Below are 14,789 nucleotides of genomic sequence, written 5' to 3'. Positions count from 1 at the left end.
ATAGCTACTATTGTTACTTTTCTTTTATTCATTAGCTTAATTATTCTCTCTTTTAGAAAAAGAAAACAAACAAGCAAATACAAAACTATTTAGGCAATATTTCCTATTTATAAAAAACTAAATCAACCAATTAGGAGTCTGTCCAAAAGTTATGACTTAATATTTAGCGAGGCAAATTCAACAACAAGAGAAGTCACACTACGAAGTCGAAATGATTTTCTCCCTTGGGTTTAAAATGACAAAATACTTATCTTTTAGACAGTCTCATCTTAAATCATTTATACCCACAAACAAGTTTTGGACTATTAAAAACAGTTTTCTGAATACTGCTAACAACAACTGCTAAATCTTGAAAATTATTTGTAGAAAACACAATAAGAGCTACTAAGCCATCTGACAGATAAAAAGAATTTCTAACTTATTCTTGAGTTATTTTGAATGGTTCTTCCTAAAATCACTTGAAAGATTTAATCATTTAATTTAATCTTTAAGTAAGTCTGATTACTATAATCTTTTTTGAATGAGCTAGAAATTAGTTTCACTTATAAATTTACAATTATTACACTTGTATTAAACTTTTTAAACCTCATTGTTTTCCTTTCTTCGACATAATAATTGGATTGTCGAATTAGTTTTAAAAACTTTCCTTTTGTTAGATGCACCAAATTAAAACTTGGTGCAATTTCTTTAAAAGAATTATATAAAACTGTTGGATTTACAACTAAAATATTTGATTCAATTAAGTAAAATGATTCATCGAGATTTCTAATAATTTCTTTAATTAAAAGATTAACATTTGTAGAGTCAATTTCTTTTACATTGTATTCCTCCTCTTTATAAAACACAAGTCTATCATCTTTTTTACTGCATACCACTTCTAAATAAATTAAATTATTTTCAAAAGCTTTGTATTCAAAAAGTTTTATTTTATTTTCAATTTTTTCAATTCTTCTAATAGTTGGGTGATTAAAATTTTTAGCTATCAGAATTATTTCTGGCTTCTTTTTGTTTTTTAAAAGTAAATCTTTTTCTTCTAAACTTAAATTTTCAGAACTTAAGACAATAAGATTATAATTTTCACTTATAAAATCAGTATAATCTATTGCTTGAAAAAGAATATTTTTATTGTTCTCTCTTTTTAATTCAAAAACAGCTAATCTACTTTCATTTAAGTTTAATGCAAAAATATCAATCCTTCCACTTATTCCAAATTTCCTAACATCACCTTGTAATTTGTATTCATTAGAAATTATTTTGTACTCTGGAAATAATAAAGCAAAATTTTTCACAATTTTTCTTTGTAAAAAATTTTCTGTAATTGTAATTTCTTTAAATATTGAATTTGTATTCGTATCTAAAATCATTTATACAAGTGCTGTTTTTTGTTTAATTTTAAAATTCATTAACATTAATAAAAGACATTTATAGTCTTCCTATTTTATATAATAACTTATTTCGATTCTCTAGACAAATCTAAACATTCATTTACTTAACAACAAATCAACAAATAAGCAAAAATAATATTAAAAAAAAAATAAATTAATCACAATAAAAAATTTAGGAGGCTTTCACCTCCTAATACATTTAAATAGCTGCTACAAAATCTAAAAACACCTTTTTGTGGCGTTCTAAATCCATATTAGCAGAAAGTGCCACACGAGCAATATAATCTTTATCGCCTTCTTTCGTAGTTCCTTGTGTAGAAGTTGCTGGGATTGTCCAATAGCACCCTTTCAACTGTCCGTAACTCACGCAATATTTACTTTCATTTGGAATTTCAGTAATCATTAAGTTAATTAACTTGAGGTTTAATGCTCTTTTATAGGTTTCTCTTTCTTCGTCTGTATTTCCTTTTGTTGGAAGATCTAACGAAAAAACAGAAGGTGTAAATCCTTGTGCTGCCAGAGATTCTGAAACAAAATTGATTTTTGCTGTTGGCAATACTTCATGAATAAAGTTCACAAACTCACGTGTGTTTTTATAGGCATCAATAATTCTTTGATTCATTGACGGTAATTGTTTAGCCAATATTTCATATTGAAAATCAGTAGCTTCATTATCACAAAGTAATAGGTGCTTTTCAATTTTTTCCATTAAAGCTTCTGTTTTTTTATTTCCAACACAATAACCCGCAGTACAAAGCCCTCCACTTGGAAATTTAGATCCGCTTGCAAATGAAATAGTTCTAACGGTAGAAAGTATATCTTCTTCCCCTAAAAAGTGCACATTAGGACAAAATGTTTGATCTAAAATAAAAACAGGATCAATTGCTATTTCTCCAGTTGCTGTTTTACGTTCTTGACTTAAAGCATCTTTTAATTGTAGCAAATCTGGCACTTCCACTCTTGGATTGGTTGGAATTTCAGCAATAATATAAGGAATTGCATCCTCTTCAGCAATTTTAGTCAAGACCACATCAATACTTTTCACCATATCATTACCACCATCTACTGGTAAATCTACCACTTCTACATTCTCTAAACAAGCTGCTACACGTCTTGCTTGATCATTTGTTCCACCATAACAATTGGGAGGAACAACAAACTTAATTGCTTTTCCATGATGATTTTCTTGTGCATAATCAATTAAACCCATCATGATAGCATATTGAATTGATAATCCACTAGAACCTACCAGTGCTTTTGTGGGGGCATTGGTAATGGTAGCAATAGATTGCAACACTTCTTTTTTATTGTTTTCAAGATTACTTTCGGCTTTATTTAATGGAGACTTCTCGACTAAAGTTTTTAAAACTTTAAGACAGTTAGAAGGCGTCATCGCAATTGTTTCTCTTCTTCGCACATGTTGAATTTCTGAAACATAGCTTTCATTTTCTTCTCCATTTACAACTAAAACACTTCCTAAATTTGCATGAAGATGAATAAAAAAATCTACAGCAGATGATACGTTTATATTAGTAATTTGTTCTTTTTCTGAAACAAAAACCGTACTTCCATCAAAATCCTGCACTTCTTCTAAACTTGCTACCTTCTTCAATTCAAACTGATAACCATAAACGGATTGTAGCACCTCAACATCAAAATATTTTGGCAATGCATCAGAATATAGGATTTGTGTGTGTTTCTTCTCGAATAGATTTTTTCTTAAAATAGCTAAAATTGGTGTTGTCTTAGAGGAAAAACTAACTACATTTTCTGGTTTTAAATTGTTCAATTTAGCAATTGTCCATTCTAACACACAAGACAATGGATGTCCTAATCGAATATAATCGTATGCTGTTGGTAATTCTTTTAATGCAGATGTTTGAAAATTATTGGTTTTAAAAAGGCTTTCAAACTGTTCTAAGAATTGAGTTTTCGCTAATTTCTCTTCATATATATCTAAACGATGTGTTGTTAAATTTAACCAATCTGCTGGACTGTTATTTATTACATCTTTTATATAGTTTAGCGTTTTATTATCTCCCATTATTTTCTCATTTATATAGACCTGCAAGTTACATTAATTAGATCTATTTTAAAAGCGATGAAAAGTGTTTATTTTACTGAATAGTTCTTATAATAGGCAATAAAATTATGGCTCTTTAAGATATTTTTATTTCGCAACTTCCTAATTTAGACTATTCGATTTCGTACCTTTGGAATTTAAGCGAAATCATGTTAAAAAGAGCCTTTCAAAATTACATCAACAACTTTAAAGGATTTTCTAAAGAAATTTGGATTTTAACCCTTATCACCTTTATTAACCGAGCTGGAACAATGGTTCTCCCGTTTCTTTCTAAATACTTAAAAGAAGATTTAGGATTTAGTTATGACCAAGTGGGTTGGATAATGGTAAGCTTTGGTTGCGGTTCCATGGTAGGCTCTTGGCTTGGAGGTAAATTATCAGACAAAATTGGTTTCTATAAGATCATGGTTTTTAGTTTACTTACCAGCGGACTCATGTTTTTTGGACTACAACACATTACTACTTTTGAAGGTTTAATGGTTGCTATTTTCTTGATCATGGTAATCGCCGACATGTTTAGACCAGCCATGTTTGTTTCTTTAGCTGCTTATGCTAAACCAGAAAACAGAACAAGAGCACTTACTTTAGTGCGTTTAGCTATTAATTTGGGGTTTGCTGCAGGACCAGCCTTGGGAGGCCTAATCATTATGAATATTGGCTATAAAGGTTTGTTCTGGGTAGATGGAGCTACTTGTGTTTTAGCTATCCTTATATTTTGGAAACTAGTTAAAGAAAAACAAAAATCGAGCTATCTAGATGCTAAAAACCCAGGAGAAATACTCAATGCTTCTGTTTTTAAAGACCTTCCTTTTTGGGTTTTTCTAACTACTTGTTTAATTACTGGAATACTCTTTTTTCAACTTTTTACCACGCTTCCACTCTATCATAAAGAACAATTCAACTTGACCGAGTTTAGAACAGGCCTTCTATTGACATTTAATGGGGTTATCATCTTTATAATGGAAATGCCAATTGTGAGTTACATTGAAAAAAGACAATTTAATAAAGCAAAAGTAGTCGCTATAGGAACACTCATTATGGGTTGCTGTATGTTTTTATTATTGTTCGACAAATGGGAAGGTATTTTATGGTTAATGATGTTTATTATAACATTTGGCGAAATGCTTGTTTTTCCTTTTGCAAACTCTTTTGCTATGAGTCGTGCTCCGAAAGGTCATCAAGGTCGTTACATGGCTATTTTTACAATGAGCTATAGCTTAGCCCATATTTTTTCTGCAAAAACAGGAATGTCAAACATTCAAACAAAAGGTGTTCATTTTTTTGAATATCCATTAACTGGTTATCAATTCAATTGGGCATTTATGGGTACACTAGGATTAATTGGAGCACTATTAAGTTTTTGGGTTTATATTATGGTAAAAAATGAGCAGAAAAATAAGTCAAAACTTAAAAACTAGTTAAATAACTATATTTATAGTTGTGTAACTAAAAAAATAGTTATGCATTCGTCATAACAAATTAAAAGTTATGCAAAAGCTCACGAATAAAGAAGAAGAAATTATGCAAATTTTATGGAAGTTAAAGAAAGCTTTCATAAAAGATATTCTTGAAGAGATTACAGAAGATAGACCTCACTATAATACTTTATCTACAATTGTAAGAAACTTAGAGGAAAAAAAATATGTTGGCTATACCGCCTACGGAAAAACGCACCAATACTTCCCGATTGTTACCATAGAGGAGTATCGAAAAAAATTCATGAACATTGCTATTGATAATTATTTTAATAGCTCCTACAAAAATTTAGTTTCCTTTTTTGCAGAAGAAGAAAAAATATCAGCAGCGGAACTTCGAGAAATTTTAGACATCATCGAAAAAAAGAAATAGTCATGGAAAATTTTCTTCTCTATCTGTTAAAAGTAAATAGTATATTGATAGTCTTCTTTTTAGCTTATCATTTTTTACTTCGCAAAGAAACTTTTTTTCAAGGTAATCGCTGGTTTTTATTACTAGGAATAGCAAGTGCATTCATCATTCCGTCTTTACTATTTACAACAATTGTTTGGATTGCACCACAACCTGTTATAACATATTCTTCTGTAATAGTTCCTACAAATACTCCAATAACTAGTAGCGTTAAAGTTATGGAAGAGTCTTTTAACTGGAGTTTATTTTTCGGCATCCTCTATATTCTTATTAGTTCCTACTTTTTATTAAAGTTAGTTCTAGAATTCTTTTCGCTCTTTAGAATAATAAACCAAGGGGGAAAAAGCATTGAAAACAAAATAAAATTGATCGCTTTAAAAGAAAACCAAAGTCCTTTTTCCTTTTTCAATTACCTTGTCTATAACAAATCCAATTTCACCGAAGAAGAATTAAAATACATTTTCATACACGAAACAATACACATTAAAGAAAAACACAGTCTTGATGTTTTAATTGCCAAAATACTTTGTGTTTTATTCTGGATTAACCCTATTGTTTGGCTCTATAAAAAAGCAATGTTAGAAAATTTAGAGTTTATTGCAGATGCAAAAACCGCTAAAAACACCACTAATTTATATCAATATCAAAAAACATTATTAAAAGCAATCATCAATAAGAATCAATTATCAATCACTAATCAGTTTTATCAATCATTAATCAAAAAACGAATCGTTATGTTAAACACAAATCAATCCCAGAAAAAAAAGTTATGGAAATATTCCATAGTAGTTCCTTTTTTAGTCGCTTTTATTTTCTTTTTCCAACACGAAACTATTGCACAAATAAAAGAAACAGAAGAAAACACTAACACCATTTCTTCCACGCGAACCACAACAAAAACAGAGATTACAATTAATAAAAACACTTCCGATGAAGAACTGCAAAAAATTAGTAACTCATTACAAAAAACATTTGGTATTCAATTAGAGTTCGACAATATAAAAAGAAACAAACAAAATGAAATAGTTCGCATTAAAGCAACAGCCAGCACAGGTGAAACTTATAATTCGGTCATTGAAATAGACGAAAATGAAGGCATCACTCCATTTACAATTATCGCTAATGAAAACGACAATAACGAAAAAACCGTTAACTTTATTAGACCAAACGATATAAACGCCCAAAAAACACCAACAAGCACAAGCATAATCAACAATGAAATCAATACGGTTAATTATCACGGTTGGAAAATCGAACAAAATAAATTAGACAAAACCCCTGTACTCTTTGTGGTTAACAATGTCAAACAAAGCACAGGCTCAAACATTAAATTTGATTATACGGTAGAAGTAACAAATTCTAGAGAACTGAACGAAAGAGAAGCTGTTAAGAAATATGGAGCCATTGGAAAAAATGGAGCTTACGAATTTACCGTTGTGAAACGCGACCCAGTTAATCAGCTATATATTATTAATGGAAAAGAATACAGCAGTAGTGATTTAAAAGAAAAAAAAGTAACTCTAGACGGAACAATTATTCACTACTCTAATGAAGAAGCACAACAAAAATATGGAGACAAAGGAAAAAATGGTGTAATACTTTTTAAAGGCAAAGCAACAATTTCTGAAGGCAAAAAAGATGTAATTCATGTTATATCTAAAGCAGTGACAAATGTAGAACCAAAAAATATCAAACTAGAATTCGAGGAAGACAAAACATATATCATAAACAATAAGAAATATGACTATACTACTCTAAAAAACAAAAATTGGTGGCTATACAACGACGGAAATAACAAAATTGAAGAAAAAGACGGAATTATTTATATTACTGGAGATGTAGTTGAAAATGCTGCCGAATGGAACAATCAAGAAACCATTGAAGTGAGTCAAGAAGTTAAAAAATCTGAATCCACAATAATCACCCTAGATAATGATAAAAAAATCTATATTATAAATGGTCTCATAAAAATTCCTAGCTATCCTGCTTTAGATTTAGAAGATTTAGATATTGAATTAGACGGTAAAAAGATTACTAATAAAGCCCAATTCTTCGAACAAAAAAACCTCAACTTCATTAAAGACATCTATTTCAATAATGATAGAAATATCGTTAAAATTATTAGTTATAAAGAATCTGAAAAGAATATCACTCCTGAAAACGATATAAAAAAAGAAAAAGTGAAAGCCTTAATCGAGGAAAGAAAAGCATTCATTGAAGAAAGAAAAAACAAAGAGAGAGAAGCAATTGAAAAAAGGAAACAAATTTTAGAAATGAAGAAGGAAGAACAGAGAAGACAATTAGCCGAAGAAAAAGCAGAAAAGCATAGACTAAAAGAAATTGAAAAACAAAAAAAAGAATAACACAAAAACATCTCGAAATTTCGAGATGTTTTTTTATCTATATTTGTCAAAAAAATAAGTGATGTATAAATTTCTTGCAAAACTCAACAAACTGTTATTACCAAGTTTTACAAAACAACGATTAGACATTACCAAAGCTAAAAAATGGCAGAAGGCTATTTTAGCATATCGTTATTATATTACCATTAAATCATTAGATTAGTTATAGCGTAAAAATCTCTTTACATTTTTTTCTATTACAATTCTTTAAAAAAATTGAAGAAACCTCCCTTTATACCTGATTTTTATCTTTTTAATCTCTACTTTCTTATACAAGAATCTACATAAATACTAACAATAGCAACACTAATGAATATTTGTTTTATTTTTTTTTCAAAAAATAAAACAAAAAAACTCATTGGAAAACACTGAAAATCATAGAGATAATTTACTACTTATTTTTTTAAGCTAATTTTTTTATATTTCTATTTGCATTTAATACAATTATAACTATATTTGCACCCTCAATAACAAAGGTATAATCTTTATACTTGTTAAAAAATCGGCCTCGTGGCGCAACTGAATAGCGCATCTGATTACGGCTCAGAAGGTTACAGGTTTGAATCCTGTCGAGGTCACTAAAAAAACGTTAAGTTCGCTTAACGTTTTTTTGTTTCTACTCAATCTTCATAGAAAACACCATTTATCTTCTTATTTTTATGCTTTAAATAAAAAACAAACCTTGAAGAAAATAGCTCTATCATTACTTTTACTGAATTTTTCCTTAAGTTGTCAACACAAAGAAAAATCAAATCTCTTTACCGAAGACAATGCTTACTCAGTGGTAAACACTTTTATTGCAGACCAAAAAGACAAACCTGTTCTTTGGAACAACAGCCAATTAGTTGGTTCTTCAATCGAATATACAATGGTGAGTTTTGATGAAATCCCAGTAATTCCTCATCATAAAGAGCTTCCTTTTCCTGTTTTTACTAAAGCCTATTGGAAAACTGAGAAATTAAAAAATATAGTCGCTTTTGATAGCAAAGAATATGATTATTTTTTTGCAAATGAAAATCGTAAGCAGAACGAAATTGATAAGAGAAAAAAGGAATGGCAAACTCGTTTTAAGGACAACTTTTTATACAATGTCTCTTATCCTATCTATAATGCTACTTCAAAAGTAGCCATCTTAGATGTTTATTTTTACAAAACACCCTTATATTGCGGAACGGGTTTACACCAAACGTATTTCTATAAAAAAACAATAACAGGATGGAAAAAACTATAACAACAAGAAGCTTTTTATTTTTACTTACAATTAGTTTGTTTTCCTGCCAAAGCAAAGAAGAACAACTTATTGGTCATTGGCATGAATATGAAGTTGGTAATCCAGACTATATAAGTTGCCATAAAATTACTGATAGCTCCTATTCAATTGACATAGAAACTCATGGAGCAGGTTATCCAATAAAAAGAGGTGTCGAGATACAAAAAGACGAAATTGCAATTGATGTAAATTATTTTTACTAATGATTTTTCAATAAAAAACAACAAACTTATCGTAAATGATTCCGTCTATTGGATTAAACAAGAAGATAACGAACAAACATTTATTTCCGATTTTTCAGCGGGACTTTTAGTAAACATTCATCCTTTTGAAACTAACACTACTGAATTTGATTATGATTATAAAGATTACAACCATAGCTATAACATTCATATTTATATTGGAAAATTAAAAAAAGACACTCTAAACTCTTATAAAGAAAACAATATTAGAGATTATTATATACAATTAAACGAACGCATCAGCAATTTGAAAGATATAAGAAGCTTTCTAGACTATGGAAGTCATTATGACAAAAAATTAAAAGTATTATTACATACCGATAAAAACACACCAAAAGCTTTTTTAGATCAAATAGAAAACGAGATTTTAAATTGTGGTTACAAGAGAAACCAAATCTTTTATTTGACAATGAATCCCAAAAGAAGAACGTATGGCTATAATAAAAGAGAATAAATCTCATAAAAGCAAACCCTTCTTTTAAAATTTCAAAGAAGAGTTTACTTCTAAACCCTACAAGGTAGATCCTCCATCAACTACAATTTTTTCATTTCGTAGCACTAAAGAATTATCAGAAACTAAAAATTCCACTACTGGTGCAATATCTTCAGGCAGCACTACTCTACCTATCGGAGATGTTTCTGAAAAATGTTGTAATAATCCATCAATAGCTTCGTCTGTCATTCCCGATTTCTTCTGAATAGGCGTATGTGTTACTCCAGGACTAACGACATTTACCCGAATTCCTTTCTGAGCTAATTCAAGGTTTAACACCTTTGCAATTGCTTCTAATGCAGCTTTGCTTGCCGAATAGATACTTGCGTTGGGAAAAGCTTTAAAAACAGCTATAGAGGTATTCAAAACAACACTTGAAGGATTTTTAAGCAACGGAATAAACTTTTGCACTGTAAAGAAAGCACCTTTAAAATTACTATTCATGGTTTCATCAAACAATACCTCATTAGTATCTTCAAATGAAATCGATTTAAATATTCCTGCATTTACAAACAAACCGTCAATTGTGCCATGTTTTTCTCTAATCTGATTCACCAAGATATCAATATCGCTTAAAATACTTGTATCCGAAATATATCCGGCTGCTTTTTCGCCCAGCTCATTTAGTGCCTTTTGCAAATTTTCTCGATTTCTACCAGTAATAATTACTTGATAGTTTTTCGAAATTAAATATTTTGCACAAGCCAATCCGATTCCGCTTGTTCCTCCTGTAATGACAATTATTTTATTCATTTTATATTTATTTTTGAACAAAACTAGATTATTACTAACTTTGAAACAAGTACTTACCAAAAGGTAAGTAACTGACTTTTAATTCGGAATATTATAATTCTTATGGAAATTGACATAAAAAAAATTAAAGAAAAATACATCAATGCAGAAGAATGCCCCATTACAATTTTTATGGAAAAAATTGGTGGTAAATGGAAGCCTGTTATTGTTTGGCTATTATTAGATCATGAAGTGATGCGTTTTAACGAGTTAGACAAAACAATAAAAGGAATTAGCCAGAAAATGTTATCAAATCAACTGAAAGATTTGGAACAATTAGGCGTAATTACTAGAAAATCTTACCCTGTAATCCCGCCCAAAGTTGAATATCGTTTAACTGAAAAAGGAAAATCTTTAGCACCTCTTTTAAAAGCAATGAAAGCTTGGACCTATAGGCATATTCTTGAAAAATAATTGAAACATAAAACTGTGACTAAAAAAAACAATACCTCGTTTCACAAGGCACATTCACAATTAAATAAATACTTGCTTATCAGTTATTTAATTTGTATTTTAGAAGAAACAAACCCCGAGAATGCTCAAAAAGAGTCAAAAACGGGGTTTTCTTTTAAATATGTATGTCAAAAATAATACGAATAAGTGAATTTCAGCACAAATTGCCTTTAAATATTATCAATGAAGATTTTAATGTTTTTTATGAGCAATTTCTAAAGTCTGATTTAGGTAAAATTCATCTAGCTACACCTTTTTCAGAACTTTCTCAAAGTTTTAAATTGAAAGCGTGCAAAAAAGGTCCAGATTGCATTTTTAGTACTAAAGGTAAGATTGCCTTGATGATGCTAAAAAACTATTATGGTTGTTCTGATGCTAAACTAATCGAGTTGTTAAACGGAAATGTTTACATGCAATACTTTTGTGATATTGTATTACCTCTAGATTCCCCGCTTACAAATTTTAAAATAGTTAGCCAAATAAGAATGGAATTAGCCAAAAAATTAGATGTTCGAAAAGTTCAAGAAACATTAGCTAAAAGCTGGCTACCTTATATGAATGATTTAGACAAAGTCTTGATAGATGCCACTTGTTATGAGAGTGAGTTGCGTTTTCCTACCAATGAGAAACTACTTTGGGAATGTATTGTGTGGAATTATAATCAAATGAAATCATTATGTGGCATTTTAAAAATAAAACTTCCAAGAACCAAATATATTGATTGGTGTAAACGCTACAATGAGTATTCTAGAAAAAGAAAAAAAACAGCAAAGCAACGAACAAAAATGACTCGTGGTCTTCTGAAATTATTATATAAACTTAATGGAGAATTGAGTAAAATTGAAAATCAATATTCCTTTGAGCCAACCACAAAATACAGCAAACAACGCAGAATAATCCGTCTTATTTACCAACAACAATCAAAAATTTTTGCAACAGGAAAAAGCGTTCCCGATAGAATTGTTAGCATAAATAAAAGTTATATTCGCCCAATTGTGCGTGGTAAAGAAGTAAAACAAGTAGAATTTGGAGCAAAAGTAAATAAAATTCAAATTGATGGAATCAATTTTATAGAACATATAGAATACCGTGCCTTTAACGAAGGAACTCGATTTCAAAACAGTATATTTTGCGCACAAAATCTAACTAAAACTAAAGTAAGAATTACTGGAGCTGATGCTATTTATGCCACAAATAAAAACAGAACTTTTTCGTCCACAAATAACATACAAACAGACTTTGTTAGAAAAGGAAAAGCTGGAAAACACGAAGAGCATAGAAAGAAGCTAGCCTCAGAAATTAAAAAAGAAAGAGCTACTCGATTAGAAGGTAGTTTTGGCAAAGAAAAAGAGCACTATAATTTACGAAAGATAAAAGCTAGAACCAAGAAAAGTGAAATGCTTTGGATTTTTTTCGGAATACATACAGCTAATGCTAAAGAAATAGGAAGAAGAATTTACAAAAATCAAACACAACTAGCAGCGTAAAGTATTCAAAAAAATACTTTATAGGAAAAGTGCGTCTTGTTGAGAAATATCAAATTTAAAAATCATAAAAACATATAATTTTTACTACAAAATAAAAAACCTCAATTATATTAATATGAATTGAGGTTTTTATTTAAAGTATTTTTCAAAAAATCTTGTTACTTCTGAATTTGCCTCACAAGAAAACGAAGTATTGTCTAATTTCTAAAAAAACCAAATAAAATTAGAAATTATGAGATATTTTTGGGTTAATAGCAATGAATCTCCAATACATTAAAATTAGCTAAAGACATGATTTTTTAATGTTTCCATTCTTTTCTCTTTTCTTCTAGCAGCTTCAACAATTTTAATAATTTGAGTTTCTACTCTAAGGTTTTCGGTTTTACCATTAATAATATCTTGAATAGATTTTGGTGAAAACGATCTCCCTCTTGCATTTAAGATTCTTTTTTTGTTTAAAATTGGGATAATCTTCTTACTAGGTTGTTTTCCTAAGTATTTAACGATTATTTCTTTTTCTAATGGCTTAATCATAACTCACTTTTTATCGTTTATATTTTTATAAAAAGCAAAACCAAACACTCTAGAATTCATTAATTAATAACCAAACAAAAAACACAACTTATTCACCTGTTTTCACAGTTTTTTTAAGTTTTTCTTCAATTGTTGCAACACTATTTTTAAAATATATAGCTCCTCCATTTTTATAAAACTTTTCAAAATCAAAGAAAAGCATCGTCATGAAGTGAAACGAAGCCAATTTATCCATTTGATTTACAACTTCTTTTATTAATGCAGGAACAGCTTTCATACAAAATTCACCAATAAAATTAAAATAATCTGAGGTGAACTGTTTCAAATAGCCTTCAACATTTTCTAATATTTCAATTTGAATGGATAAAAAGTCATCAATACTTGATGCTCTATCTAATATTTTGCCAATTTCGTGAGTTGAATACATAGTAATATTAATATTAAGTGTTAATAAAAGTAATTCAAGCTATACTACTATTTTCCACTCTTTTATAGAATAGCTCAACTACTATGAACAAATGTATAAAGCTTTAATTACACTAACTTACTCTATTTTTTTCATATATTTTTCACTTTCACAATGATTCCCTGTAAATAGTCGACCAAATGCTTTTTTACACATATGAACTGAATTTCGGAAGTGGATTAAAGTACGGTTTTTGATGCGATTGATGTTTAGAAACAAATAATGCACAAACGAATTTTGATTTTTTATTTTTTTCTATATTATTAAATTTAAATTGTTTGCTCATTTAAATTGCTTGCTTATACTAATTCCTGCAAACATGTTTCAATAAACGAATCTTTTTCAAAAACGTTCTAACTCTTAAATGGGGATTTTTTGAATTGTTGCTGTCATTAATTTTGTTTTATTTATTTGTTTATTTGATAACGAATAAGAGCATTACAATCCTCTTTTTTAATTCACAACTCTTTAGTAAACATCACTTTAATCAAATTGATTATGTCTTACAAATATTTTCATCCTATAGTCTTACTCCTATAGTTTTTTTTTTACTATATTCGCTTTTAATATCAATTCGCTTTCAAGTTGCTTTTGATTCGTTTTGATGTAGCTAATATACAAACAAGTTTTGATTATACAACCCTATTTTTATAAAAATGCAAACTTTTTTCAAAAGATTATTACATATTGTTGAATCTCAAGGATTTAAAAACATCAATGATTTTGCATTGAATGGCTTAAAATATGAAAGTTCGAGTAAATTGAACCGTTTAAAGGACGATAAAAACAAACCTTCTGTAGAAATTTTGTTGGATATTTCTAAAAGATTTGAGGATATTAATATTCATTGGCTTCTTACTGGTGATGATAGCTATTTACGTGCTAGCAGTGCAAAAAATAGAGACCTAAGCGATTCTCGTGAAGCCTATAAATCTGAAGCCAGTATTAAATTAACAGAAAACTATGCTTCTTTGAAAGAAACAGTAGCTTTAAAAGATGAAATTATTCTAGCTTTAAAACAAAAAATCGAAATTCAAGAAAAAGAATTCAAGCCTTTTATGAAATTAATTGATCAACTAGAAACAAGGCTTAGTGCGGTTGAAAATTTTCAGGAAGTTATAAAACAAAAAATAGGTGATTAAGGAAGTTTTTTCATGAACACATTAAAAAGTCTGCTAAATCTTTTAGTGGACTTTTTTTATGTCTTTTCTTAAATAATAATTTTACTTTTTAGTTAAATTTTTCTAAAAAAGAATGTTACCCTCCTACTAACAATGTTATTGGCATTAAAATTG

General features: G+C 29.0%; 15 protein-coding genes and 1 tRNA gene. 11 read left to right on the top strand and 5 right to left on the bottom strand.

The features are described from left to right. Positions 1 to 542: 542 nt before the first annotated feature. Both ACZ49Z_RS11395 and ACZ49Z_RS11390 read right to left on the bottom strand, forming a co-directional pair. Positions 543 to 1,364 (bottom strand): hypothetical protein, encoded by an 822-nt coding sequence (locus ACZ49Z_RS11395; RefSeq protein WP_464304441.1) that lies wholly within the window; start codon positions 1,362 to 1,364, stop codon positions 543 to 545. Positions 1,365 to 1,584: 220 nt separating this feature from the next. Then, entirely contained in the window at positions 1,585 to 3,429 is a 1,845-nt protein-coding gene (locus ACZ49Z_RS11390) for a PLP-dependent aminotransferase family protein (RefSeq protein WP_464304440.1), read from the bottom strand. Positions 3,430 to 3,617: 188 nt separating this feature from the next. Here ACZ49Z_RS11390 and ACZ49Z_RS11385 point away from each other — a divergent pair, with 188 nt between their 5' ends. The 8 genes from ACZ49Z_RS11385 (at position 3,618) to ACZ49Z_RS11350 (ending at position 9,723) form a co-directional block, all read left to right on the top strand. Further along, positions 3,618 to 4,886: an MDR family MFS transporter gene (locus tag ACZ49Z_RS11385; protein WP_464304439.1), complete on the top strand. Its 1,269-nt coding sequence runs from the start codon at positions 3,618 to 3,620 to the stop codon at positions 4,884 to 4,886. Between the two features lie 70 nt (positions 4,887 to 4,956). Further along, entirely contained in the window at positions 4,957 to 5,316 is a 360-nt protein-coding gene (locus tag ACZ49Z_RS11380; RefSeq protein WP_464304438.1) for a BlaI/MecI/CopY family transcriptional regulator, read from the top strand. 2 nt (positions 5,317 to 5,318) lie between these two features. After that, positions 5,319 to 7,718, top strand: coding sequence for a M56 family metallopeptidase (locus tag ACZ49Z_RS11375; protein ID WP_464304437.1), 2,400 nt, complete (start codon positions 5,319 to 5,321; stop codon positions 7,716 to 7,718). A 61-nt stretch (positions 7,719 to 7,779) separates the two neighbouring features. Continuing rightward, positions 7,780 to 7,920: an SsrA-binding protein gene (locus ACZ49Z_RS11370; RefSeq protein ID WP_464304436.1), complete on the top strand. Its 141-nt coding sequence runs from the start codon at positions 7,780 to 7,782 to the stop codon at positions 7,918 to 7,920. 341 nt (positions 7,921 to 8,261) lie between these two features. Next, positions 8,262 to 8,335, top strand: a tRNA-Arg gene (locus ACZ49Z_RS11365). Positions 8,336 to 8,439: 104 nt separating this feature from the next. After that, on the top strand, positions 8,440 to 8,988 hold the full coding sequence (locus ACZ49Z_RS11360; protein ID WP_464304435.1) for a hypothetical protein: 549 nt from the start codon (positions 8,440 to 8,442) through the stop codon (positions 8,986 to 8,988). Then, positions 8,973 to 9,230: a hypothetical protein gene (locus tag ACZ49Z_RS11355; protein WP_464304434.1), complete on the top strand. Its 258-nt coding sequence runs from the start codon at positions 8,973 to 8,975 to the stop codon at positions 9,228 to 9,230. Before ACZ49Z_RS11360 ends, ACZ49Z_RS11355 begins: the two co-directional genes overlap by 16 nt. Before the next feature lie 286 nt (positions 9,231 to 9,516). Next, complete coding sequence (locus ACZ49Z_RS11350) at positions 9,517 to 9,723, top strand: hypothetical protein (RefSeq protein ID WP_464304433.1); 207 nt, start codon at positions 9,517 to 9,519, stop codon at positions 9,721 to 9,723. Positions 9,724 to 9,780: 57 nt separating this feature from the next. Here the strand turns inward: ACZ49Z_RS11350 and ACZ49Z_RS11345 are convergent, their stop codons facing one another. Next, a complete protein-coding gene (locus ACZ49Z_RS11345; RefSeq protein ID WP_464304432.1) occupies positions 9,781 to 10,515 on the bottom strand; it encodes an SDR family oxidoreductase in 735 nt (244 codons plus the stop codon). A 102-nt stretch (positions 10,516 to 10,617) separates the two neighbouring features. On the opposite strand from ACZ49Z_RS11345, the gene ACZ49Z_RS11340 reads away from it, so the two are divergent. After that, positions 10,618 to 10,968, top strand: a complete 351-nt coding sequence (locus ACZ49Z_RS11340) for a winged helix-turn-helix transcriptional regulator (RefSeq protein ID WP_464304431.1) — start codon at positions 10,618 to 10,620, stop codon at positions 10,966 to 10,968. A gap of 164 nt (positions 10,969 to 11,132) precedes the next feature. Continuing rightward, positions 11,133 to 12,494 (top strand): transposase family protein, encoded by a 1,362-nt coding sequence (locus ACZ49Z_RS11335; protein WP_464304430.1) that lies wholly within the window; start codon positions 11,133 to 11,135, stop codon positions 12,492 to 12,494. A gap of 279 nt (positions 12,495 to 12,773) precedes the next feature. On the opposite strand, the gene ACZ49Z_RS11330 is transcribed toward ACZ49Z_RS11335, so the two are convergent. Next, positions 12,774 to 13,028, bottom strand: coding sequence for a hypothetical protein (locus tag ACZ49Z_RS11330; protein ID WP_464304429.1), 255 nt, complete (start codon positions 13,026 to 13,028; stop codon positions 12,774 to 12,776). Between the two features lie 88 nt (positions 13,029 to 13,116). Further along, positions 13,117 to 13,455 (bottom strand): hypothetical protein, encoded by a 339-nt coding sequence (locus ACZ49Z_RS11325; RefSeq protein WP_464304428.1) that lies wholly within the window; start codon positions 13,453 to 13,455, stop codon positions 13,117 to 13,119. 695 nt (positions 13,456 to 14,150) lie between these two features. Here ACZ49Z_RS11325 and ACZ49Z_RS11320 point away from each other — a divergent pair. Then, on the top strand, positions 14,151 to 14,636 hold the full coding sequence (locus tag ACZ49Z_RS11320; RefSeq protein ID WP_464304427.1) for a hypothetical protein: 486 nt from the start codon (positions 14,151 to 14,153) through the stop codon (positions 14,634 to 14,636). The last annotated feature ends 153 nt before the right edge of the window (positions 14,637 to 14,789 follow it).

The organism is Flavobacterium sp. KY-23415, assembly GCF_055384985.1.
The sequence above is the reverse complement of the archived record's forward strand: the minus strand, read 5'-3'. Positions and strand labels throughout refer to the sequence as shown.

Coding starts and splice junctions, on each gene's coding strand:
- ACZ49Z_RS11385 (WP_464304439.1), top strand. CDS start 3,618: ATGTTAAAAAGAGCCTTTCAAAATTACATCAACAACTTTAAAGGATTT.
- ACZ49Z_RS11335 (WP_464304430.1), top strand. CDS start 11,133: ATGTCAAAAATAATACGAATAAGTGAATTTCAGCACAAATTGCCTTTA.
- ACZ49Z_RS11390 (WP_464304440.1), bottom strand. CDS start 3,429: ATGGGAGATAATAAAACGCTAAACTATATAAAAGATGTAATAAATAAC.
- ACZ49Z_RS11320 (WP_464304427.1), top strand. CDS start 14,151: ATGCAAACTTTTTTCAAAAGATTATTACATATTGTTGAATCTCAAGGA.
- ACZ49Z_RS11355 (WP_464304434.1), top strand. CDS start 8,973: ATGGAAAAAACTATAACAACAAGAAGCTTTTTATTTTTACTTACAATT.
- ACZ49Z_RS11340 (WP_464304431.1), top strand. CDS start 10,618: ATGGAAATTGACATAAAAAAAATTAAAGAAAAATACATCAATGCAGAA.
- ACZ49Z_RS11395 (WP_464304441.1), bottom strand. CDS start 1,364: ATGATTTTAGATACGAATACAAATTCAATATTTAAAGAAATTACAATT.
- ACZ49Z_RS11380 (WP_464304438.1), top strand. CDS start 4,957: ATGCAAAAGCTCACGAATAAAGAAGAAGAAATTATGCAAATTTTATGG.
- ACZ49Z_RS11345 (WP_464304432.1), bottom strand. CDS start 10,515: ATGAATAAAATAATTGTCATTACAGGAGGAACAAGCGGAATCGGATTG.
- ACZ49Z_RS11325 (WP_464304428.1), bottom strand. CDS start 13,455: ATGTATTCAACTCACGAAATTGGCAAAATATTAGATAGAGCATCAAGT.
- ACZ49Z_RS11330 (WP_464304429.1), bottom strand. CDS start 13,028: ATGATTAAGCCATTAGAAAAAGAAATAATCGTTAAATACTTAGGAAAA.
- ACZ49Z_RS11375 (WP_464304437.1), top strand. CDS start 5,319: ATGGAAAATTTTCTTCTCTATCTGTTAAAAGTAAATAGTATATTGATA.
- ACZ49Z_RS11370 (WP_464304436.1), top strand. CDS start 7,780: ATGTATAAATTTCTTGCAAAACTCAACAAACTGTTATTACCAAGTTTT.